General features: G+C 41.0%; 23 protein-coding genes. 10 read left to right on the plus strand and 13 right to left on the minus strand.

Annotated elements, in window-relative coordinates; all coding sequences use genetic code 11:
- Positions 1-34: 34 nt before the first annotated feature.
- On the plus strand, positions 35-1,300 hold the full coding sequence (locus IEW93_RS09680; protein ID WP_188739135.1) for a YeaH/YhbH family protein: 1,266 nt from the start codon (positions 35-37) through the stop codon (positions 1,298-1,300).
- A gap of 9 nt (positions 1,301-1,309) precedes the next feature.
- Entirely contained in the window at positions 1,310-2,857 is a 1,548-nt protein-coding gene (locus tag IEW93_RS09685; protein ID WP_188739136.1) for a SpoVR family protein, read from the plus strand.
- Positions 2,858-2,953: 96 nt separating this feature from the next.
- Here the strand turns inward: IEW93_RS09685 and fadR are convergent, their stop codons facing one another.
- Positions 2,954-3,673: a fatty acid metabolism transcriptional regulator FadR gene (fadR, locus tag IEW93_RS09690; RefSeq protein WP_188739137.1), complete on the minus strand. Its 720-nt coding sequence runs from the start codon at positions 3,671-3,673 to the stop codon at positions 2,954-2,956.
- 589 nt (positions 3,674-4,262) lie between these two features.
- Between fadR and nhaB the strand changes: the two genes are divergently transcribed.
- Together nhaB and dsbB are read left to right on the plus strand one after the other, a co-directional pair.
- A complete protein-coding gene (gene nhaB, locus IEW93_RS09695) occupies positions 4,263-5,855 on the plus strand; it encodes a sodium/proton antiporter NhaB (RefSeq protein ID WP_188739138.1) in 1,593 nt (530 codons plus the stop codon).
- Positions 5,856-5,967: 112 nt separating this feature from the next.
- Entirely contained in the window at positions 5,968-6,489 is a 522-nt protein-coding gene (gene dsbB, locus IEW93_RS09700) for a disulfide bond formation protein DsbB (RefSeq protein WP_188739139.1), read from the plus strand.
- Between the two features lie 62 nt (positions 6,490-6,551).
- On the opposite strand, the gene IEW93_RS09705 is transcribed toward dsbB, so the two are convergent.
- The 3 genes from IEW93_RS09705 to IEW93_RS09715 all read right to left on the minus strand — a co-directional run bounded on the left by IEW93_RS09705 (position 6,552) and on the right by IEW93_RS09715 (position 8,333).
- Positions 6,552-6,998 (minus strand): YcgN family cysteine cluster protein, encoded by a 447-nt coding sequence (locus tag IEW93_RS09705; RefSeq protein WP_188739140.1) that lies wholly within the window; start codon positions 6,996-6,998, stop codon positions 6,552-6,554.
- A 61-nt stretch (positions 6,999-7,059) separates the two neighbouring features.
- Positions 7,060-8,022, minus strand: coding sequence for a lytic murein transglycosylase (locus tag IEW93_RS09710; protein ID WP_188739141.1), 963 nt, complete (start codon positions 8,020-8,022; stop codon positions 7,060-7,062).
- Between the two features lie 32 nt (positions 8,023-8,054).
- Entirely contained in the window at positions 8,055-8,333 is a 279-nt protein-coding gene (locus IEW93_RS09715; protein ID WP_188739142.1) for a YcgL domain-containing protein, read from the minus strand.
- Between the two features lie 119 nt (positions 8,334-8,452).
- Here IEW93_RS09715 and minC point away from each other — a divergent pair, with 119 nt between their 5' ends.
- The 3 genes from minC to minE are packed head-to-tail and all read left to right on the plus strand — an operon-like array spanning position 8,453 to position 10,218.
- Positions 8,453-9,118: a septum site-determining protein MinC gene (gene minC, locus IEW93_RS09720; RefSeq protein WP_188739143.1), complete on the plus strand. Its 666-nt coding sequence runs from the start codon at positions 8,453-8,455 to the stop codon at positions 9,116-9,118.
- A gap of 27 nt (positions 9,119-9,145) precedes the next feature.
- Complete coding sequence (minD, locus tag IEW93_RS09725; RefSeq protein ID WP_188739144.1) at positions 9,146-9,955, plus strand: septum site-determining protein MinD; 810 nt, start codon at positions 9,146-9,148, stop codon at positions 9,953-9,955.
- 2 nt (positions 9,956-9,957) lie between these two features.
- Positions 9,958-10,218 (plus strand): cell division topological specificity factor MinE, encoded by a 261-nt coding sequence (gene minE, locus IEW93_RS09730; protein ID WP_160052275.1) that lies wholly within the window; start codon positions 9,958-9,960, stop codon positions 10,216-10,218.
- Positions 10,219-10,291: 73 nt separating this feature from the next.
- On the opposite strand, the gene rnd is transcribed toward minE, so the two are convergent.
- The 8 genes from rnd to yoaA all read right to left on the minus strand — a co-directional run bounded on the left by rnd (position 10,292) and on the right by yoaA (position 19,046).
- The gene (gene rnd / locus IEW93_RS09735; protein ID WP_188739145.1) at positions 10,292-11,404 is read right to left on the minus strand and encodes a ribonuclease D; all 1,113 of its coding nucleotides are present in this window, start codon (positions 11,402-11,404) and stop codon (positions 10,292-10,294) included.
- 85 nt (positions 11,405-11,489) lie between these two features.
- A complete protein-coding gene (gene fadD / locus IEW93_RS09740) occupies positions 11,490-13,163 on the minus strand; it encodes a long-chain-fatty-acid--CoA ligase FadD (protein WP_188739146.1) in 1,674 nt (557 codons plus the stop codon).
- A gap of 202 nt (positions 13,164-13,365) precedes the next feature.
- Positions 13,366-14,253 (minus strand): alpha/beta fold hydrolase, encoded by an 888-nt coding sequence (locus IEW93_RS09745; protein ID WP_188739147.1) that lies wholly within the window; start codon positions 14,251-14,253, stop codon positions 13,366-13,368.
- 167 nt (positions 14,254-14,420) lie between these two features.
- Positions 14,421-15,182: a class I SAM-dependent methyltransferase gene (locus tag IEW93_RS09750; protein WP_223420080.1), complete on the minus strand. Its 762-nt coding sequence runs from the start codon at positions 15,180-15,182 to the stop codon at positions 14,421-14,423.
- Positions 15,183-15,280: 98 nt separating this feature from the next.
- Positions 15,281-15,955: a M50 family metallopeptidase gene (locus IEW93_RS09755; RefSeq protein ID WP_188739149.1), complete on the minus strand. Its 675-nt coding sequence runs from the start codon at positions 15,953-15,955 to the stop codon at positions 15,281-15,283.
- Complete coding sequence (locus IEW93_RS09760; RefSeq protein ID WP_188739150.1) at positions 15,948-16,277, minus strand: hypothetical protein; 330 nt, start codon at positions 16,275-16,277, stop codon at positions 15,948-15,950. The genes IEW93_RS09755 and IEW93_RS09760 overlap by 8 nt, the downstream gene beginning before the upstream one ends.
- A gap of 69 nt (positions 16,278-16,346) precedes the next feature.
- Positions 16,347-17,048, minus strand: a complete 702-nt coding sequence (tsaB, locus tag IEW93_RS09765) for a tRNA (adenosine(37)-N6)-threonylcarbamoyltransferase complex dimerization subunit type 1 TsaB (RefSeq protein WP_188739151.1) — start codon at positions 17,046-17,048, stop codon at positions 16,347-16,349.
- Positions 17,049-17,120: 72 nt separating this feature from the next.
- Positions 17,121-19,046, minus strand: a complete 1,926-nt coding sequence (yoaA, locus tag IEW93_RS09770; protein WP_188739152.1) for a DNA repair helicase YoaA — start codon at positions 19,044-19,046, stop codon at positions 17,121-17,123.
- A 225-nt stretch (positions 19,047-19,271) separates the two neighbouring features.
- On the opposite strand from yoaA, the gene IEW93_RS09775 reads away from it, so the two are divergent.
- From IEW93_RS09775 to IEW93_RS09785, 3 genes are read left to right on the plus strand one after another with little or no spacing between them, the layout of a single operon-like run.
- Positions 19,272-20,534 carry a cation:proton antiporter gene (locus IEW93_RS09775; RefSeq protein ID WP_188739153.1) on the plus strand — a complete coding sequence of 421 codons (1,263 nt, stop codon included), beginning with the start codon at positions 19,272-19,274 and terminating at the stop codon, positions 20,532-20,534.
- Complete coding sequence (locus tag IEW93_RS09780) at positions 20,534-21,004, plus strand: DUF6265 family protein (RefSeq protein WP_188739154.1); 471 nt, start codon at positions 20,534-20,536, stop codon at positions 21,002-21,004. The genes IEW93_RS09775 and IEW93_RS09780 overlap by 1 nt, the downstream gene beginning before the upstream one ends.
- Positions 21,004-21,561 (plus strand): DUF1569 domain-containing protein, encoded by a 558-nt coding sequence (locus tag IEW93_RS09785; protein ID WP_188739155.1) that lies wholly within the window; start codon positions 21,004-21,006, stop codon positions 21,559-21,561. Before IEW93_RS09780 ends, IEW93_RS09785 begins: the two co-directional genes overlap by 1 nt.
- Here the strand turns inward: IEW93_RS09785 and IEW93_RS09790 are convergent.
- The gene (locus IEW93_RS09790; protein ID WP_188739156.1) at positions 21,554-21,931 is read right to left on the minus strand and encodes a Fis family transcriptional regulator; all 378 of its coding nucleotides are present in this window, start codon (positions 21,929-21,931) and stop codon (positions 21,554-21,556) included. The two genes, IEW93_RS09785 and IEW93_RS09790, sit on opposite strands and share 8 nt — an antisense overlap.
- Positions 21,932-22,129 lie beyond the last annotated feature (198 nt).

Raw genomic sequence — 22,129 nt, forward strand, 5'->3', positions numbered from 1 at the left:
GCTTACTCAGCCAGATCGTTGACTTGGGGGGCGTATGGCAAACTTTATAGATAGACGACTCAACGCTAAAGGAAAAAGCACAGTTAATCGTCAGCGCTTCATTGAGCGCTATAAAAAACAAATCAAAAAAGCAGTCAGTGATGCCGTTACTCGTCGCAGTGTCACCGATATTGATAAAGGTGAAAAAATTAGTATCCCAACTCGTGACATAAGCGAGCCATTATTTAGACAAGGCCAAGGCGGTAAACGTAATCGTGTCCACCCGGGTAATGATCAGTTTACTCGTGGCGATCAAATTCAACGCCCTCAAGGAGGACAAGGTGGTACGGGCCAAGGTGACGCCTCAGACAGCGGTGAAGGTCAAGACGATTTTGTCTTTAATATCTCAAAAGATGAGTACCTTGAGCTGCTATTTGAAGACCTAGAGCTACCGAACCTACAAAACAATCGACTCAATAAACTAGTTGAATACCAAACATACCGTGCAGGTTTTACCAATGACGGCGTGCCAGCCAATATTAATATTGTTCGTTCACTGCGTTCATCTTTGGCGCGTCGTATTGCGATGTCTGGTAGTAAAAAACGCGCGCTTAAGGAGTTAGAAGCTGAGCTTGAACAGCTACAAGATATGCCAGGCTCACAAGCTGAAAAAATACTCGCGTTAAAAGAGCAAATTGAACAGCTTAAAAAACAAATCGCTAATGTGCCGTTTATCGACACGTTCGATTTACGTTACAACAACTATGCAAAGCGTGAAAAGCCGTCCAGTCAGGCTGTCATGTTTTGCTTGATGGATGTGTCAGGCTCGATGGATCAAGCCACCAAAGATATCGCCAAACGTTTCTATATATTGTTGTATTTGTTTTTAACCCGCAGCTATAAAAACCTAGAAGTTGTGTATATCCGTCACCATACACAAGCCAAAGAAGTCGACGAGCATGAGTTTTTTTACTCGCAAGAAACCGGCGGCACCATAGTATCTAGCGCATTAAAACTGATGAATGACATTGCGCAAGCTCGCTACCCTGAAAATGAGTGGAATATATACGCAGCCCAAGCATCTGATGGTGATAATTGGTCCGATGATTCGCCACACTGCCATGATTTATTGGCTAACCATATTTTACCTAAAGTGCGTTATTTCAGTTATATCGAAATCACCCACCGAGCCCACCAAACGCTCTGGGAACAGTATCAAAGTTTACAACAACAATTTGATAATATTGCCGTGCAACACATTCGTGAAGTCGAAGACATTTATCCAGTATTTCGCGAACTCTTTAAAAAACAAGCTGTATAGGGGGCAATCATGGTTAAAGCAACCCGTAAGCCGTTGGATGACGGACCCGAATGGACATTCGATTTACTGGAACAATACCAACACGAAATTGCCAACGCGGCTGAGTTTTTTAAACTAGACACCTACCAAAATCAAATAGAGATCATTACCGCTGAACAAATGATGGATGCCTATGCCGGTATTGGTATGCCCATTGGTTACACTCATTGGTCTTTTGGTAAACGTTTTATTGAAACCGAGCAAGGATATAAGCGCGGTCAAATGGGCCTTGCCTATGAGATTGTGATTAACTCAGATCCTTGTATTGCCTACTTAATGGAAGAAAACACCATCACCATGCAGGCACTTGTGATGGCCCATGCATGTTATGGGCATAACAGCTTTTTTAAAAATAACTATTTATTTAAAACCTGGACTGATGCCAGCTCGATTATTGATTACTTGGTGTTTGCCAAAAATTACATCAGAGAATGTGAAGAGAAATACGGTATTGAACAAGTGGAATTAACCCTCGACTCTTGTCATGCCTTAATGAACTATGGCGTAGACCGTTATAAACGCCCTGCCGAAGTATCATTTAAAGAAGAGCAGGCACGACAAAAAGAGCGTGAAGACTACCTGCAAACCCAAGTTAACGATTTGTGGCGAACCATTCCCACTCAACCACAACAAACAGAGCAAAAAAGCAACAAGGTATTCCCTAAAGAGCCGCAAGAAAACATCTTGTATTTCATCGAAAAAAACGCCCCTTTATTAGCCCCCTGGCAACGTGAGCTGGTTAGAATTGTGCGCAAAATGGCGCAATATTTTTACCCACAAAAACAAACCCAGGTCATGAACGAAGGTTGGGCCACATTTTGGCATTACACCATATTGAATCATCTGTACGACACAGGCAAAGTCAGCGACCGCTTTATATTGGAGTTTTTACAAAGCCATACTGCTGTTGTTGCTCAACCGGCTTACAACAGCCCTTATTACAATGGGATAAATCCCTATGCTCTTGGTTTTGCCATGTTTGTTGATATTAGGCAGATTTGCGAAAACCCAACGGATGAAGATCAAAAATGGTTTCCCGATATCGCCGGAAGTGATTGGTTAACCACGGTGCATTTTGCGATGCAAAACTTTAAAGATGAAAGTTTCATTAGCCAGTATTTATCCCCCAAAGTCATCAGAGACTTTAAGTTATTTGGCATATTAGACGATGAAAAGCGCAGTCACTTAGCAGTGTCGGCCATCCATGACGAACAAGGTTATCAAGAAATACGCAATATACTGTCGCAGCAGTATAATTTATCCAATATTGAACCCAATATTCAGGTACAACAGGTTGAAGTTAACGGTGATCGCTCTATCACCTTACGCTACATCCCGTTTGACAACATTCCGCTAGCAGACAGTCATCAAGAAGTACTCAAGCACTTACACCGCTTGTGGGGTTTTAATGTAAAATTAGAACAAATAGATGAATTAGGAATGGTAAAAGTCATTTCAACCTGCCCTAACATTGCTGAACAAGAAACACCTTTACAAGGCGGTATCGCCATCGCGTAAATATAAAAGCCAATCACTCAACGATTGGCTTTTTATTTCACTGAACAATGTCAAAATCAAAATCCATGATATAAGCTAAGTCTTTAGATTAAGTCTTTAGCTTAAGTCATGACCTATTTCAGCAGGCATGTCATCACGTAACTTTTGCCATAATTTACCGCTTTCTATGCCATTAGTTCGCATAAGCGAAGGTACATCGGCGTAATTTTTATCTTTAGCAAGTTGCTCAAGTTTAATGTAAAAACGCATGGTCAACTCGCGTGCTTCCTGGCTTGAAAAATAGAAACGGCCAACGCGGTTATAGAGCCCTTTGAACCCGTTTAAAATTAGCACATACAATGGATTGCCAGAGGCAAAAGCTAAGGTGTGATGTAGTTGGTAATCAAACTCTGCATACGCTTCAGCATCGTTTTCTAGGTTATGAATACCCGCTAATACCTCTACCACTTTGTCAGGATTATGACGAATAGATGCACGGAAATAAATATTGCTCACATTGCCACGAGCTGACATAAGTTGATCGACTAGTAATGGAAAGCCATCGGGATTTAAATCGGCAATCGTTTCAAGAATATTAAGCCCTGAGGTTTCCCAAAAATTATTCACTTGGGTTGGCTTACCATGTTGAATTTTCAACCAGCCATCACGGGCTAATCGCTGCAGCACTTCACGCAATGTGGTACGTGTGACTCCAATGAGTTCAGAAAGCTCACGTTCAGCAGGTAAAATTGATCCGGGTGGAAACTTGTTTTCCCAAATGGAACGAACAATATACTTCTCGGCAAAACTTGCTGGGCCTTTGGCGTTGATGATCATTAGCCTTCTTATCCTATTGCTAAACAATGGCGAAACTATTGTACTGATCATACCAGAGCGGTAGAAAATAAAAACCATTGTTTAACCACAACACATATAATGTTTATTTTTTAAACACAAATACATGTCTAGTATTTAATTTAATCAATAAACATCACAATATGTGACTATTATCATCAACATACCTAAATTTATGTCGCTTAAATCTAACAAGTTTAGTATATACTCATGTAGCTAGTTTGTTAGTGGTGTGTAGCATTTTTAGCTACAACCATAGCATTACAATTATTTTTGTTTACGCTACACTAGCCACGAAAATACAAAACCATATCGAGTTTGCCACAATCACATGTGCGCTAACACATTGTTTGCCAAGTCAATACAGGGTTATTTTCAACACAGTAAAAGGCAATGTTGTATTACTGAAATCAGTCATGGTTTGATGAAAATTAATGAAACATTGATTTTCATCAAGTTTTTGATCTGAACTTGCCTCTATCCTCCCAAACTTGTTGAAAATAATAGTGTGTTGTTTGCTATCAATAAATGGTACCAATACTGTCACAATAACAATATCGGAGAGGCTGCTATGCAGGCAACCAAAAGTCAGGCGCTATTTGTTAACTTTTTAGGTAATTCACCTAAGTGGTACAAATACGCAATTTTGGCATTTTTAATCATCAATCCCCTGCTGTTTTTTTACGTCAGTCCATTTGTGGCCGGATGGGTACTGGTCGTGGAGTTTATTTTTACCCTTGCGATGGCATTAAAATGCTATCCGTTACAACCCGGTGGATTGCTTGCTATCGAAGCGGTAATGATAGGCATGACATCGCCCACCCAAGTTCTACATGAAATAGAAGCTAACTTAGAAGTACTGTTATTATTAGTGTTCATGGTCGCTGGTATTTACTTTATGAAACAGCTGCTGCTGTTTGTATTTACCAAAATGATCACCAAAGTTAGGTCTAAAATTGTCGTGTCGTTGATGTTTTGTACTGCATCAGCATTCCTATCTGCATTCTTAGATGCATTAACGGTTATTGCAGTCATTATTGCGGTCGCGGTAGGTTTCTACTCTATCTATCATAAAGTGGCCTCAGGCAAGAGTTTTAGTGACAATGACGGCCATGACCATACATCAGAATCATCGGGCCAACTCAACAATGATGAACTTGAATCATTTAGAGCATTTTTACGTAACCTGCTAATGCACTCTGGTATAGGTACTGCTTTAGGTGGTGTTTGTACTATGGTGGGTGAGCCACAAAACTTGATCATTGCTGCGCAAGCACATTGGCAGTTTGGCGAGTTCTTTTTACGTATGTCACCCGTGACAATGCCAGTTCTGTCTGCGGGTATTTTAACGTGTTTTCTTGTTGAAAAATTCAAATGGTTTGGCTACGGCGCAAAACTTCCTGATGCGGTGCATCGTATTTTAACTGATTATGCTGCGCATGAAGACTCGCACAGAACCAACCAAGATAAAATGAAGTTAGTGATCCAGGCCATCATTGGTGTGTGGTTAATTGTTGGCCTAGCCCTGCATTTGGCATCTGTTGGCTTGATTGGCTTATCTGTCATCATTTTAGCCACTGCATTTAATGGCGTCACAGATGAACATGCATTAGGTAAAGCGTTTGAAGAAGCCTTACCCTTTACAGCATTATTAGCGGTATTTTTTGCGGTGGTCGGTGTCATTATTGACCAAGGTTTATTTGCGCCAGTTATCCAGTGGGCACTGAGCTATGAAGGTAATATGCAGTTAGTGATTTTCTATATTGCTAACGGTTTATTGTCTATGGTGAGTGATAATGTGTTTGTGGGTACGGTTTATATTAATGAAGTTAAATCGGCTTTATTAAGCGGGCAAATTACTCGCGATCAATTCGATCTGCTTGCTGTTGCTATTAACACAGGTACCAACCTGCCGTCGGTTGCCACACCTAATGGTCAAGCTGCGTTTTTGTTCTTACTAACGTCTGCAATTGCTCCTCTTATTCGTCTTTCTTATGGCCGAATGGTATGGATGGCGCTGCCTTATACAATCGTGTTATCAATTGTGGGTGTGCTAGCCATTGAAACCGGTTTTTTAACCGACATGACACAATTAATGTATGATTCGCATATGATTATTCACCATTCTGCCAAAGATTTAGGTGGCATGGTTAGCGGTCATTAATAATCAAGGTTATTGGACTTAATAGGTAAATTATTTTAAAGTCAAATCACCGATTTGAAACGCCCTCAATTGAGGGTGTTTTTTTAGCTAAAAAAAGTACTAGGAGCAGTATTTGTTAAGGTTACAGCACTTTTGTCATAGCCGTATTTCTTGGGGCTTGCTTGCATTATCTGGGGTTGGTTTAGAGCTTGCTGCACTGTATTTTCAATACATAATGGATTTAGCCCCATGCGTAATGTGCATTTATATACGGGTTGCCGTTTTAGGGCTGATATTGGCAGGACTCATTGGCATGCTACAACCTAAACGCTGGTTTATTCGTTTTGTAGGAATTAGCAGCTGGCTGGTTTCATCTATATGGGGGTTGCGATTAGCTTACGATCTTAATGATATGCAGGTAAACCCATCACCGTTTGCAACCTGCTCTTTTTACCCTGAGTTTCCTAGCTTTATGCCATTAGATGTTTGGCTTCCGTCAGTATTTTCCCCCACAGGTATGTGCAGTGATTCTGTGTGGACTTTTTTGTCTGTGAGCATGGCACAATGGATGATGGTGTGTTTTGCCGTTTATATATTGCTGGCTTTAATCGTGTTGTTTCCAGCGTTAACGCGTTCAAAAACCAGTAACAAATAAGCATATTGCTAATTAAAAAAGACCTTAAGTAAGGTCTTTTTTATTGCTGTTAATTAAGACGGTTATTCCACATCGAGCAGTGGCCACAATACAATACAGTCTTCTAAATATTTTACTTTCATTTCATTAACGGTTTTACCTTGCACAGAAATGCCCGCTGCATGCATGGCATCTTTACTGCCAGTTAACAGCGGATGCCAGCTAGGCAAGCCTTTACCTAAATATAAACGTCGATAAGCGCAGCTATTAGGTAACCAGGTTAATTGGCTAATATTCTCTGGTGTGATAGCTGTACATTCAGGCACATATTTAAAACGCTCAATGTAGCGTCGACAGCCACAACTCTCACTGTCTAATAAATGGCAGGCAGCATTAGTGTAATAAAGCTCGTCGGTTTCATCATCGATAATTTTGTTTAAACAACATTTTCCGCAGCCATCACATAGTGATTCCCATTGCTCTGGTGTCATTTTTTCAAGCGAGGTGGTTGTCCAAAACTGAGTCATCATTGTCAATCTAACTGGTTAATAATTTACGTCTGTCAGTATTTTACACCTAAAGCAAGGTGAGTTACTGCTTAATTTTTTCAGAAAGGTAAGTTAATGCCAACGAGTCATGAAACGATGAGGTAAATTGATGAAGTAAACGAAAATTATCATATACTAGATAATAACGACCTTGTGTACCATCTGGAGCAATGAGTGATACATTCATATCACTGCGAAGCGGAAGACTTGCCCCGTTAAAACGCCTAATGCCGTAGGCCTGCCACTGTGGAAAAGTATGAGTACTCTCCATGCCAAACAAATTAGGGTCTAACATCATGGTGGGTTTAACTTGTCGGCCCCAAGTTGCATCAAATTGCCACCCTTGTTGATGTAGCATGTTAGCAGCTGTAGCAAAAGCATCTTCAGTACTGTTCCAAATATCAATCTTGCCGTCTTGATCGTTATCAACAGCATAGCGTAACACTTGCGTTGGCATCATTTGCATTTGCCCCATGGCGCCTGTTGATGAGCTAAGAAGTGAAGATACAGGGATTTGCTTTTGCTCTATCAGTTTAAGCGCTGCAATAAACTCATTAACATAAAAAGATTGATTTTCACCTTTAAATGCCAAAGACGCTAACACAGACAAACTCGGATATTTACCAGATTGCTCACCAAAACCAGATGTCACTCCCCACAGCGCAATAATAAAACGTGGTTGAACCTGATAACGTTGGCTTAATTGACTCAGCAGCACATCATGCTGCTGTAACATCGTTCTGCCCGTGCTCACGGTAATCTCGGGGATCGCTTGCGGAATATATGTATCCAATGAGTGTTGTTCTCGATTAGCTGCATTGGCTTTTTTAAACGTTTTAATCTCTGAAATATGGCGCTTTGCAAGGTCTGCAGAAACACCAGCACTAATAGATTGTTGTTGTAAAGAAAGAAGAAAATCTTCAAATTGGTGATGGCTGTTTTTTGCTATCACCAAAGGTGAAAATAAGAAGTAAATTAGGGTGCTTAAGATGATTTTTAGAATCATATGAGTCTTGTTTACTCCTCAAAAGATTCAGTTTATTGCTTAAAACCTATCTCTTGTTTGTGTTGGTCGAGCAAATTAATGGCAGGGGGCGGTATTTGCAAATAAAACCCTTTTTCATCTAAAGCCGCTTTTACCTTCTCAATATCTGCAATCCCAAGATGATCTCGCTTAGATAATGGCACAACCATGACTAATGTCGGTGCGCCAAACATATCCATTAACGGTGCGGGAACATCATCAAAAACATCACGTTTTTTGACAAAAAGGTATGTATCGGCTTTTCTACTACTTTTATATACTGCACAAATCATTTTAGTGTAAATTTCCAAAGGTTCAAACTTGATAGTCAACTAAGCACACTATAACATGGTGACTCAAGAAAATAATTGTAAATCAGTTTCTAGCTGATGTTTTGGAGAACGATGCCGGGATGGCTAAACAACACCTCGAATTAAAAGCCACGTCTTTTACATTGTCAGTTCTGCACATAAATACGAGTGATCTCAACCTTATTGCTGCTGAGTTAGATAACAAGTTAGCCCAAGCTCCTCAATTTTTTTTGGGCGCGCCTTTGGTGTTGAATCTTGCTGCAATTAAACATTCCCAAATCGATTTTTATGCACTTAAGCAATTATTAACTGATCGAAATTTAATTATCGTAGGCATTACTGATGCAAGTGCAGAACAGATTGCGCACGCAAAAGAAATGGCCATCGCTGTCGTAAAATCAGGTAAACAAGCACCCAAAGCTGAGCTACCCAAACGAGCGACTAAAATTGTTAAACAAAATGTGCGTTCTGGACAACAAATATACGCACAAAATGCAGATTTAGTCATTTTTGGTGCGGTTGGTAATGGCGCTGAAGTCATTGCTGATGGTAGCATTCATATCTACGGTGCGCTTCGTGGCAAGGCTATGGCAGGTGCCGCGGGCGATAATCAAAGTGTGATTATTGCTAACTCGCTCGAAGCTGAATTAGTGTCGATTGCTGGGCAGTATTGGTTAACAGAACATTTACAACAATACGCTCTAAATCAAAGAGGTTGTGTCCGCCTTGAAGGCGAGTCTCTCACAGTTGAATCATTGCCTCAATAATTGGCAAATAAAAGGATATAAAACAAAATGGCGCAAATTATTGTTGTCACATCAGGTAAAGGTGGTGTGGGAAAAACAACATCCAGTGCAGCAATTGCCACGGGGTTGGCTTTAAAAGGTAAAAAAACGGTTGTTATCGACTTCGATATTGGTCTGCGTAACCTTGATTTAATTATGGGTTGTGAGCGTCGTGTCGTGTATGACTTCGTTAACGTCATTAACGGTGAAGCAAACCTTAATCAAGCGTTAATAAAAGATAAGCGTTGCGACAAACTGTTTGTCTTGCCGGCGTCACAAACTCGTGACAAAGATGCCTTAACCAAAGAAGGTGTTGGCAGAGTACTTGATGATCTCGCTAAAGACTTTGACTATATAGTTTGTGACTCTCCTGCAGGGATTGAACAAGGCGCTATGATGGCCTTGTATTTTGCAGATATAGCCATTGTTACAACTAACCCAGAAGTGAGCTCAGTACGCGACTCAGACCGAATTTTAGGGATGTTACAAAGTCGCTCTCGCCGTGCTGAACAGTCACTCGAGCCAATAAAAGAATATTTATTACTGACACGTTATTCACCTGCTAGAGTAAAAACAGGTGAAATGCTCAGTGTGGAAGATGTAAAAGAAATTTTAGCCATCGAACTGCTTGGGGTTATCCCTGAGTCTCAGTCGGTACTTAAAGCCTCAAACTCTGGTATACCAGTGATTATTGATCAAGAAAGTGATGCAGGCTTAGCCTACAGCGATACTGTCGCACGCTTATTAGGTGAAGATGTACCGGTTCGATTTATCACAGAAGAGAAAAAGGGATTCCTTAAACGGATTTTTGGTAGCTAACTATGTCGATACTTGATTATTTCAGAAGCAATAAAAAACCTAACACCGCATCGTTGGCAAAGGAAAGATTGCAAATTATTGTGGCACATCAACGTGGAGAACGCGGTGCGCCCGATTACTTTCCAAAGATGAAACAAGAAATCATTGAAGTGATCCGTAAATATGTTCAGATATCAGATGACCAAGTCTCTGTGCAACTGGATCAAAACGATGATAATTTGTCGGTGTTAGAGCTCAACGTTACCCTGCCTGATTCAAAATAACGCATTACGCGCATTTTGACGTCACAAAAAGATACTCACGCTAACTGAGTATCTTTTTGTTGTTTATTGCTGTTTAGCTAAAACGAATATCGCCAAGCAAATCACCAATAAGTTCCCCTCGCCAACCACACAATAATAATGGCGTTGCTGTTTGTTTAGTGTGATAAAGCCATAGCAAATATTCATGAATATGGCGCTTAGAACCGACAAATTCCAGTGGCACATTTTCTCGTTCGCACACTTCAGTTAAGCGATTTTTTATCTCTTTAAACGCTGACTTGTAGCCCGACTTAAGTGCAACAATGTCGACTTCTTCAGGCAGATTATTAAGATCTGCTGTCGCCATAACGGCGATTAAATCTTTGCCATGTACACGTTTTTCTTGCTCAGTTAATTCTGTTAATCGGCTTAATTCTGCAAGCGTACTAGGTTGCTTTTTTGCCAAAGCAATAAGTGCATGATCTTTAACCACAAAACCTAACGCCAAATTACGATTGACAGCCTTATTTAAACGCCACTTTGCCAATACTTTTAAATAGGCCAATTGCTTACCATTAAGCTGAAACGCATTTTTAACTTTAAGATAAATGGTATCACCGTCGGGCAATGACATCCGCCCTTCGGTCATACGCTGACCTTCTTCAAACAACCAGGCTTCACGCTGCTTTTCTGCAAGTTGTTGCTGAAGTTGTGGGTACAGTTGATATAAGTAATACACATCATTTGCTGCGTACTGCAACTGCGCTTCAGAAAGTGGCCGTTTCATCCAATCGGTACGTGACTCGCCTTTATCAATTTCAACCTGTAAACACGCCTCAACCAATTTGGCATAACCTAATCCGTGCCCCATACCTGCAAGGCTTGCCGCAATTTGACTGTCAAACAGTGGACTTGGCTGACATTCACCATAATGGGCAAATACTTCTAAATCTTCACTACATGAATGCACTAATTTAACAATATTTTCATTGGTTAATAGCTGCCAAAATGGGCTGAGATCAGTAATGGCAATAGGATCAATCAAGGCCAGTGTTTTGCCATCATAAGCCTGGATAAGGCCTAATTTGGCATAATAAGTTCGCGTACGAACAAACTCAGTGTCTAGCACTAATAATGTGCTTTGTTGGTATTGTTCAACTAATGATAAAAGGCTGGCATCATCACTGATATATTCAAACGTTAACAAAATAAGCCCCACTCTATATACATGTCGATAAATGGCGTAAAAAAATCAACCAATAAAAAACCGGCATTGTTGCCGGCTTATCATTTTATGCTTGCTTCACTTCGTCTCGAAGTTGTCGGCGTAAAATCTTACCCACATTCGTTTTTGGTAATTCGTCCCTAAATTCTACCAGCTTAGGCACTTTATATCCCGTTAAATGATGTTTACAGTGCTTAATTAGCTCTTCTTCGGTGAGCGATTTATCTTTGGCAACCACAAACACCTTCACCAATTCACCACTTGCTTCGTGAGGTACACCCACGGCGGCAACTTCGATGACTTTGGGATGCATAGCAACAACTTCTTCAACTTCGTTCGGGAATACATTAAAGCCAGACACTAAAATCATGTCTTTTTTACGATCCACAATAAAGAAAAAGCCCTTCTCGTCCATGTAACCTATGTCACCTGTGGCTAACCAGCCATCTTTGTCGATAACTTTTGATGTTTCTTCAGGACGTTGCCAATAACCCTGCATAATTTGCGGGCCTTTTGCGAACAACTCGCCGGTTTCACCTTGCGCTAATACATTACCATCATCGTCACGGACTTGAATAAGCGTTGACGGTGCAGGAAAACCAATAGAGCCATTATAACCGTCTAAATTATAAGGACAGCATGTTACAAGGGGCGATGCTTCTGTTAGACCGTAACCCTCAAGTAGACGCGTTTTGGTTATTTTCTGCCATTTGTCTGCAACTGCACGCTGAACAGCCATACCGCCACCAATTGAAAACTTTAACCGTGAAAAGTCTAATTGAGTAAATTCATCGTTGTTCACTAATGCATTAAATAATGTATTTACCCCTGTTAACGCGGTAAATGGATATTTATTTAACTCACTAACAAATGCGGGGATGTCACGCGGGTTGGTGATTAACAGGTTTTTACTGCCTTTGTGTAAAAACAATAAGCAGTTCACTGTTAGCGCAAAAATATGATAAAGCGGCAATGCTGTTACCACAAACTCAACACCGTCTTTGAGCGCTGGCGAGTATGCACCATTGGCTTGTAGTACGTTACTAACCACATTGTTGTGGCTTAACATAGCGCCTTTTGACACGCCAGTAGTGCCACCCGTGTATTGTAAAAAGGCCAAATCGTCACCATTGATGTCTGCTTTAATATATTGCAGACGACGGCCTTTACTTAACGCATCGCGAAATGATCTTGCATGAGGTAAATGGTATTTAGGTACCATTTTTTTGATATATTTTACAACGAAATTAACTAAAGTACGCTTAGGGGCGCTTAGCTGATCACCAAGGCTAGTAATGATGACAGACTCTACTGGAGTTTGATCAACGATTTCCTCTAGGGTGTTAGCAAAATTTGATACCACGACTATTGCTTTAGCACCAGAATCGATTAATTGATGTTTTAATTCGCGAGGGGTATAAAGTGGATTAACGTTAACCACGACCATACCGGCCCGTAAAATACCAAATAACGCAATGGGGTACTGTAATAAGTTGGGCATCATTATGGCAACTCGGTCACCTTTATTTAAATGCAATTCATATTGTAAATAAGCTGCAAATGCCCGACTACGCTCTTCAAGTTTGCGATACGTCATCGTCGCACCCATGTTGATAAATGCAGCTTGATCGGCATATTTAGCCACTGAATCTTCAAACATGTGTACTAAAGAACTAAATTGAGATGAGTCTATTTCGGCCGGAACATGTTCAGGCAGGTGATTAATCCAAGGCTGGTCCACAAGTGTCTCCTAATTATTCCACTGTGCTAAGACGTGCATTCCCCGTCAGTGGTAAAATTTATCGCAACTGCATATCATTAATTTTGTTTTTGCAGGCTTTTTTATTTATCTTGTAGTGACAAAAATCATACAAGCGTTTTAATTTTTGACCATAATCACATAAATGAATTCAAAATAACAGTGATTTCAGCAGTCATAGACACTATTTTAGAATAAATGCTCCAATCGTTTCTGCCACCTGCTTAGCATTACCCATATGTAAGTGATGATCGCCCGCTAATGTTACCATTTTAATGTCGCTAAACCAGGTATTTGCATGATGTTCTGTTTGGGTGAGTTGTTTGTAGCCATCCTGTGCTGCAATAAAGAGTGTCCGGGTATCACTGCATGACATTAATCCATCAACTTGTTCAAAAGTAAAACGATTTAACGAATCAAGTTTTAATCTAGGGTCACTTCTCCAGGCACATTTATCATCGACTAGTTGCATATTTCGTTGGGTGATTAACTCGCACCATGGCAAAGCAAGACCAGTGAGTTGATGCCGAGCTTGGACCGCGACATCAATTGAAGAATAGGTTGGTGTTGGCCTCGCTAACTGACGATTAAAACCTTGTTGTTGCAATAAGCCTTTACGCAGTCGATTTTTGGCGTGCTGGGCAGACTCAAATAAAGGTGCAAGTGCTTCGATAAGAATAAGTTTTGCTACATTTTCGCCCATACAGGCATTATAAGCTGAGGCGACAATGCCTCCTAAAGAATGGCCAATCAATATAATAGGTTGGTTTTCGACTGATATAGCCTGAATAACGGCATGCAAATCATAAATATAGTCAACCCAATGTAGTGGATATCGTCCGGGCCGATGATCAGACAAACCATGCCCTGGCCAATCAATGCAAATCAGCTGAAACGTGTTTAGTATGCCTTGTTGTTCAAACTCATCAGCCAAAGGAATAAAACTGTCTACGTTGTCTAACCAGCCGTGCAACGCCAAAATGATTGGTTTATCGATTTTGCCATAACGCTTTGCTGCAAGGGTGATATGCGCCAATGGGATTTGAAATTCGGTTGAGTTAAGTGTCAGCATGCTGGGCTCACTTTTTTACGGCAAAACGACATTGGATGGCGCTAAGAATAGGTAAAAGAGACTGCACTGATGTACTGCCTATAGACCAAACCAATGATCAATGAGAACGTCAGTCAATTATTAGGGACAACCCACAGCATAAATGCTGTAGATTATCCCTTAGCCGCTTATTTAGCCGCTATTTTGGTGAACTTAAGCGTCATACGATCGCTTTCACCAATATCAAGATACTTTTGCTTGTCTTGCTCACCCATTGCAAGTCGTGGTGGCAGTGTCCACACGCCTTTTGGATAATCTTTGGTGTCTTTTGGATTGGCGTTAATTTCTGATGTTGCGGCTAATTTAAAACCGTATTTTTTGGCTAATTCGACCATTTGATTTTGATCCATATAACCGCTTTCTGCAGCCATACCAATATTAGCCCTATGTTCAACCACACCAAGTGAACCACCTACTTTTAGAACATCATAAGCAGCTTTAAACACCCCTTCTAGCTCGCCTTTCATTGCCCAATTATGCAAATTACGGAATGTCAGCACGTGATCAGCGGAGTTATCTTTGCCTAAAGAAAACTTAGCCGGTGGATCTAGGGTCACAAATTGCACATTACCCACACTGGCTTTGTTATCACTTGCCCACTTTTCAAATTTTAATCCCGCTGACTGATAATAAGCACTTTGCTTTGTATCTGTGGCAGGTTTTGTTTCAAAATTGGCAGCAATATATTGACCTTTCTCTGCCAGATATGGCGCGATAATTTCTGCATACCAACCACCACCAGGCCATAGCTCAATCACAGTTTGATCAGGTTTAACATCAAAAAAAGCTAAGGTTTCTGCTGGGTGGCGGTATTGATCACGCAATTTATTTTCAGGTGTTCTGAATTCACTGGCCACGACTTTCGCTAACGCAGCATTCACTTGCGGCATAGCTACTTGCTTTGTCGGTGCTACATCGGCTGCAAATACACTTGTGGTTAATCCCAGGCTCGATAACCCCATTAATGCACCTAACATCATGTTACGTTTCATTTACTTACTCCTTTGTTGTAATCGACTTTTTGCCAACATAACCATAGCATTAACCCACTGAATAACAGCCAGGTCATCACCCATATCCATGCAGGTATCCAGGTCAGTTGCGCTAACATTACGGCATCGCCCTGACCACTTAGCCCAAATAATACCATTGGGCTTGCCATGGCATTCAAAACTATCATGAGTCCTAATATACGCAGTAAGGTGTTTAATGCACTACTGTTTTTTAATTTAAGTGGTAACAAAAAAAGTATTGCTAATACAAGCAAGATGGCAATCGTGAGAATATCGCGCGCCCAGAACACCAACGAGGCCGCAACTGTTAATCCAAGTAAACTGAGGGTAAAGCGGATGATGCTTTTTTTCGTAGCGAGTAAAAATATTAAATACCCCCACACTGCAGCGCCAAAATAACCTGCGTAGGCAATTAACAAACTATTGCCACCTTGACTGAAACACAGGCCAGCACCATTAGGAAATAATTGAATATGGCTGACCATACCACCCGTGACTAATGTTGCAATACCATGAGATAACTCATGGAAGTAACTTTCGAGCCATTTAAACGGAATGGAGATGTAAGGAAAACGAGTCAGTAAAAAAGCCACCAGCAGTTCAAGCATAAATCGACTACGGCTTGGCGTTGCAGATACCGCATTAGGCATATAAGTCGATACCGACCATTTGTTGAATTTCTTCTCGTTTAGCAGAGTGTTGGGTCGTTAAATACTGCGCGATAGCACCACGTTGGCTTGTCGTTTCACGATCATATTCTACGCGAGCTTGTTGTTTAGCTGATAACGTCACATCATCAACGATTGCCAAGGTATTGCTGTTTTCGGTTTGTTGTTCAGCAACAGCAACACCCGGATTGACAATAATAGGATCGCGAGCTGGCGCAATGGGCCTATTTCCAGCAACAGCTTGGCTCAGGCTCACCGAGCCTGATTGATTATTTGCCAAAGATAATGCTGAATTAATCGTCATATGCGTAACTGGCTATCTCAATATAATGTGAAGTGTTGATTAAATAATATGCCAATTTATCCACATTGGCTATTCTCGACCAGGAAGTTTTTGCCAGGTCACGGTATCACGTAGGTAAACTGGCGCCAATTCATCGACACTAGTATGTAGCCCATTTTGGTAACCATGCTGTGCAAGCAATAACATGTATTTTGCATCAGGATAAGTAGCCATGTCACACACCGTCATGTGAGATGATAATGTCAACAACTGCGGATATGCTTCAAAGCCTGTACCACATGCTTGAATTTGTTGAGCACTATCAAGTAGTAATTCAACCGAACCTGGCACACTTACATGCTCTTGACCGACTAACGTTGCAATGCCATCTTTGGCAACAAATTGCCCCCAGTAAACTTCATTCATGCGGGCATCGATACAACATAGCACTTGAGTTGCCCCTGTTTCAGTAATAACAGCTTGCGCCATTGCAGCAAGCGTTGAGATACCAATAACGGGCAAATCAAGACCAAGCGCTAAACCCTGCGTCATGCTGGTACAAATACGTATACCGGTAAAACTGCCAGGACCACGGCCATATGCAATTAAATCAACATCGGCTAATGTCACTTGGGCTTGTGCTAATACTTCATCAACCATAGGTAATAGGCGCTGGCTGTGTTCGCGAGGCGCATCAGCAATTTGGGCAAAAACCTTGCCATTGACAGTAAGCGCAGCAGAGCAGGTTTCGGTGCAGGTATCAAGAGCAAGGACGGTTAACAGCTGTGACATTATGAAAAAGTACCCAGTAAAAAACATCAAATAAGCCCAGCATGATAACTGATGCGTTAGGTTTTAAAAAGCTTAAGGGATATGTTTTAAAAATTGCAGCGCTTTGTCTAAATCACGTGTGCGTTGCATTGGCGGCAGTGAATTAATAAAAGCTTGGCCATAAGTGCGATTCACGATTCGATTGTCACATAAAATCAGCACGCCACGGTCTTTCTCATCGCGAATAAGCCGGCCAACACCTTGCTTTAAGCTAATCACCGCTTGTGGTAACGAAATCTGAGTAAAGGGATCTAACCCTTGTCGCTCGGCATTTGCGGCTCGGGCTTTATAAAGGGCATCATCAGGTGACACAAACGGTAATTTATCGATGATCACACAACTTAATAATTTACCGCGCACATCAACCCCTTCCCAAAAACTACTGGTACCAAGCAATACCGCATTGCCAAGTTGCCTAAACTTATTGAGCAAACTTTGCTTACTCGCCTGCCCTTGTATCAATAACGGATAAGCTGTGCGACCGTGCAAGGACGACGCAACTTGCTCTAGCATCTGATGGCTGGTGAACAAAATAAATGTTCTCCCTTGCGCCGCATTAATGGCTTGTACACACACATCAACTAATTGCTTTACTGAATGCTGCGATTGCCCCACTTTACCTAAATGCCTTGGTACACAAAACATTGCTTGATTAGGGTAGTCGAACGGGCTATCTAATATCACTTGTTTAGCCGAGGTTAAGCCTAACTCGGTGGCAAAGTGCGCTAAACTGCGATTGACCTGTAAGGTGGCTGACGTAAATATCCAGCGAGTATTGACATCAAATAATTGCTGACATTGTTTAGCCACATTGATTGGGCTAAGCCTTAACATAATAAACCTTGCACCTAACTCAACACTGTAAGCCGCTTGCATGTCTTTACATTCAAAATAGTCTTGAAGTTTTTGGCTAAGTTCGTGTAGCTGCTCAAAGGCTAAATCAAGTTGATCATCTCGCCCAAGATGATGCACCATTATACCAGCCAAATCCGCTAATGCTTGTTGTAGCGTCCAGGACACTGTTGCTAAGTGTTTATTGGCAAGCACTTTGCGCCAATCAGTTACCTGATGTTCAAACATCACATTATGCCATTCACTTAAGGCAATTAAGCCTCGCTGCGCCAATTGTTCTATTTGAATACTGTCGCGGATCACTTCTCGATGAAGTTTGATGATCCCGTTGAGTAAGGTGTCAATTTCGCGGCTTGAAATATGGCTGCCAAAGTAATTAATGCAAATATCGGGTACTAAATGGGCTTCATCAAAAATAACCACATCGGGATCGGGGAGTAACTCGGCAAATCCGGTATCTTTAAGTAATCTGTCGGCAAAAAACAAATGATGATTTACCACCACAAGTTTAGCATCCATGGCACGTAATCGTGCTTTACGAGTAAAACAGACATCGTAGTACTGGCACTTTTTACCTGTACAAGTTTCTTTAGTGCTGACCACACTCGGTAATACATCAGAATGCTCAGCAACCGAGGTTAAATTGCCGATATCACCGTCTTTGCTTAAATTTGCCCATTGATTAACTTTTAGTAAATCGTCAATGTAACTTTCACTAAAATGCGCAGCATTTTGCATTTGTTTTTCAAGACGTAATTGGCACAAATAATTATTACGCCCTTTCAGTAATGCAATGGGCACGTGCATATCTAACATCGAAAGCAATGCAGGTAAGTCTTTTAAAAACAACTGCTCTTGTAAATTTTTACTGCCCGTACTAATGACCACTTGCTTGCCACTGAGTAACGCTGGTAGCAAATACGCAAAAGTTTTTCCCACCCCCGTACCAGCCTCAATTAGCAGATTATGTTTTTGACTAATTGACTCACTCACCGCCATAGCCATATCGGTTTGGCTTTGTCGATTATGATAATTGTGCACGTTTTTGGCTAACGCACCATGCTCGCCAAAATGGTGAATAACGCTTTGAGTGAGTCTTGAGCTCAAAATACCCTCATTTGATATTATGTCTACAGGCAAAGATTGCTCGTATTATGCTGATAACAACAACATCTTCCAATCATTTATCGTAATTACACTCACTATGTCGCGAGTTTATTTCATCATATCGCTACACTATTTTAACAATACCCGCTTGACCGAACGTCGGCTCTATAGAATAGTTAGCGTCCTTGTAGACATTTAATAAAACAGCATTTCCTTTAAGGCAATATGAATACAATAGAGCTTGTTTTTGCTTTTTCATTGCAACTGTTAATCATCATTATTGCATCTCAAATAATGGGGTATTTAGCAAAATTTATAGGCCAACCTAAAGTGGTTGGAGAAATGATTGCAGGCGTAATGTTAGGCCCTTCTCTTTTAGGATTCATCTGGCCAGACTGGCAACAAGGCATATTTATTGAACAAACCCAATCTTGGCTTTACTTTGGCGCACAATTAGGTGTTGGCCTGTACATGTTTTTGGTTGGATTGGAATTCAATACCGACTTATTTAAAAAGCAGGCAAAATCAGCGCTGGCAGTATCATTAGCCGGCATGTTAGCTCCTTTTTGTGTTGCCATCTTGCTATGTATTTGGCTGGTAGATGTCCCTGGACTGTTCACCGAAAATATCAGTTTTACCCAAGCCGCATTATTTATGGGAGCTGCAATTGCAATTACTGCTTTTCCGATGCTGGCAAGAATCGTTTATGAACGTGGATTAGCAGGCACATCTTTAGGTACATTAGCCTTAGCCGCTGGCGCCATAGACGACGCTGCTGCATGGTTTATTCTGGCTATTGTTCTGGGCAGTTATGGCGGAGGTGCTTTGTTAGCATTAAAAGCCTTATGCGGTGGCGCTTTTTATGCTTATATTATGCTCACAAAAGCAACCACTTGGCTTCAACCGCTTGCGAATAAAGTGCAAAATACCGGTCAATTGGGCTTTGTTCCATTTATCGCGGTGTTAGGTTTATTCGCCTTATCAGCTTACGCGATGGAATGGGTTGGGTTGCATGCCGTTTTTGGCGGTTTTTTACTGGGCGTTGCTATGCCTAGAGGTAAACTGACTGACATACTTACCGCTAGACTACACACAATTACGTTAATGATTTTATTACCAATGTTTTTTACATATTCTGGTTTAAAAACTGAGTTAACCTTATTAGCTTCATGGCAATTACTCAGTATTACCGCAATAATTTTAGTGGCATCCATATTGGCCAAAGGCATTGCATGTTGGGCTGCTGCACGCTTAAGTGGTGCCGACAACCCAACCGCGATGGCCATTGGTGCCTTAATGAATGCCAGAGGATTAATGGAGCTCATTATTATCAATATTGCACTACAACACGGCATTATTGAGCAAGGATTATTTTCAATTATGGTAGTGATGGCAATTGTTACAACACTGATGGCCACACCGTTATTTGCACTAGTGTACGCAAGAAAACAGGCTAAGATAAACAATATCATTGCAGAAGGTAATTAATGAGATTAACAATACTCTGGCTGGTATTATTACTTCCAATCCCCTCTTGGGCTAAGCCTTGTGAAAAGATCTCAGACCTAGGCGCTTTAATAGGCACCTGGCAAAATGTGCAGCAAAAACGCATTATTCAAGAACAATGGCACCAAGTGAGTGACAACACCTTTGAAGGTAGTGGTGAAACCTACACAGACCAATGGCAGCACAACGAGTCATTACGCTTATTAAGCATGCCTGAAGGCATTTTTTATTTGGCAAAGGTTGCGCATAATCCATTACCCATCGCGTTTAAATTAACGCATTGTGACGGTAAAAGTGTGGTATTTGAAAACCTCGAACACGACTTTCCAAACAAAATTGAATATATATTTATTGATAAGCAGCATTTAACTGTTGCTGTTAGTGGCCAAAACAATAAAGGCTTTACCATTGAGTTTACTCGGCTGACCAAACCTAACAAAAAGGCTCATTAATGCAACGTAGACAATTTTTAAAAGTGGGTATGCTAACTTCTGTTGTTGGTATTAGCGCAGCGAGTGCGCTTTGGTTAAGCCAAGGTGGTGATGCTAAATCGCTAACGCTCGAAGCATTATTGTCTAAACTAGAAATGCTTGGCGCATTGCCAACTGAAGTGCTAACAAAAATGAGTTTAGGCCAATGGAATAGCGCTCAAGTATTTACTCATTGCGCCCAAAGTGTCGAATTTTCAATGAGTGGGTTTCCTCAGCATAAATCAGCTGTTTTCAAACGCACAATTGGCACCATTGCGTTTTCAGCCTTTGCCATAAAAGGGGCAATGACGCATAACCTTGCTGAGGCCATTCCAGCTGCTCCCGAACTGGACCCCAGTATAGACGCTCATCAAGCATTGGCTCGGTTGATAAATTCGCTGCAAGAATTTAAACAATATCAAGGTAAACTCGCCCCGCATTTTGCCTACGGGAAACTCAATAAGCAAGATTACGAGTTAGCACACGTACTGCACTTTTATAACCATCTGGACAACTTCAAATCATTCAGCATTAGCTAGCCCCGTTGCCTGCCCTACAAGATTTGAGAGTCGCTAAGCGTAATGCCCAATTTCCCTGGTGTTGCTGTTTACAAGCAGCTTCAGTATCAAACTGCACATGCTGAGTCATATTGTTAAGGACAATGCCATCTTTAGCTAAAGTGTGTTTAATCAGATTTATGAGCTCAAGCTTAGCCCCATTATGACTAAATTGAGCTAGCTGGAATTCGGTTTCAAACACGCACACAATCAGTAAACTTTTAGGAAACGCACCATAATCTGCGGTATGAGTGATCCACTCAAAGCCCGGATAAAGCTCAAGAGCATGTTCGCACACATTCGTTAACACCAGTCTCAGTTGATTATCTATTTTTTTATCACTTTTACGCATGATATAGCTCTCTAATACTCGATGATTATGCCTATACAAACTTCTACCCACATAAATAACAATGAATACGCTTGTAGCAATTAAGCTAACTGGCACAAATTATTGCAATTGCTTATGCATCATAATAACGTTATACCGATCAGGATAAATAACTGATCATTCTTGTGCTGATTGGTATTAAATGTCTTATATGCTATT

Source organism: Shewanella inventionis (assembly GCF_014641855.1).
Taxonomy (GTDB): domain Bacteria; phylum Pseudomonadota; class Gammaproteobacteria; order Enterobacterales; family Shewanellaceae; genus Shewanella; species Shewanella inventionis.

Excerpts from the sequence above, each read along its gene's own strand:
- IEW93_RS09680 (WP_188739135.1), top strand. The coding sequence starts at position 35 with ATGGCAAACTTTATAGATAGACGACTCAACGCTAAAGGAAAAAGCACA.
- IEW93_RS09790 (WP_188739156.1), bottom strand. The coding sequence starts at position 21,931 with ATGCGTAAAAGTGATAAAAAAATAGATAATCAACTGAGACTGGTGTTA.
- IEW93_RS09715 (WP_188739142.1), bottom strand. The coding sequence starts at position 8,333 with ATGATTTGTGCAGTATATAAAAGTAGTAGAAAAGCCGATACATACCTT.
- minE (WP_160052275.1), top strand. The coding sequence starts at position 9,958 with ATGTCGATACTTGATTATTTCAGAAGCAATAAAAAACCTAACACCGCA.
- IEW93_RS09710 (WP_188739141.1), bottom strand. The coding sequence starts at position 8,022 with ATGATTCTAAAAATCATCTTAAGCACCCTAATTTACTTCTTATTTTCA.
- tsaB (WP_188739151.1), bottom strand. The coding sequence starts at position 17,048 with ATGTCACAGCTGTTAACCGTCCTTGCTCTTGATACCTGCACCGAAACC.
- minC (WP_188739143.1), top strand. The coding sequence starts at position 8,453 with ATGGCTAAACAACACCTCGAATTAAAAGCCACGTCTTTTACATTGTCA.
- IEW93_RS09750 (WP_223420080.1), bottom strand. The coding sequence starts at position 15,182 with ATGCCGCAAGTGAATGCTGCGTTAGCGAAAGTCGTGGCCAGTGAATTC.
- fadR (WP_188739137.1), bottom strand. The coding sequence starts at position 3,673 with ATGATCATCAACGCCAAAGGCCCAGCAAGTTTTGCCGAGAAGTATATT.
- nhaB (WP_188739138.1), top strand. The coding sequence starts at position 4,263 with ATGCAGGCAACCAAAAGTCAGGCGCTATTTGTTAACTTTTTAGGTAAT.
- IEW93_RS09685 (WP_188739136.1), top strand. The coding sequence starts at position 1,310 with ATGGTTAAAGCAACCCGTAAGCCGTTGGATGACGGACCCGAATGGACA.
- IEW93_RS09760 (WP_188739150.1), bottom strand. The coding sequence starts at position 16,277 with ATGACGATTAATTCAGCATTATCTTTGGCAAATAATCAATCAGGCTCG.
- IEW93_RS09745 (WP_188739147.1), bottom strand. The coding sequence starts at position 14,253 with ATGCTGACACTTAACTCAACCGAATTTCAAATCCCATTGGCGCATATC.
- minD (WP_188739144.1), top strand. The coding sequence starts at position 9,146 with ATGGCGCAAATTATTGTTGTCACATCAGGTAAAGGTGGTGTGGGAAAA.
- IEW93_RS09775 (WP_188739153.1), top strand. The coding sequence starts at position 19,272 with ATGAATACAATAGAGCTTGTTTTTGCTTTTTCATTGCAACTGTTAATC.
- IEW93_RS09755 (WP_188739149.1), bottom strand. The coding sequence starts at position 15,955 with ATGCCTAATGCGGTATCTGCAACGCCAAGCCGTAGTCGATTTATGCTT.
- IEW93_RS09705 (WP_188739140.1), bottom strand. The coding sequence starts at position 6,998 with ATGATGACTCAGTTTTGGACAACCACCTCGCTTGAAAAAATGACACCA.
- IEW93_RS09780 (WP_188739154.1), top strand. The coding sequence starts at position 20,534 with ATGAGATTAACAATACTCTGGCTGGTATTATTACTTCCAATCCCCTCT.
- IEW93_RS09785 (WP_188739155.1), top strand. The coding sequence starts at position 21,004 with ATGCAACGTAGACAATTTTTAAAAGTGGGTATGCTAACTTCTGTTGTT.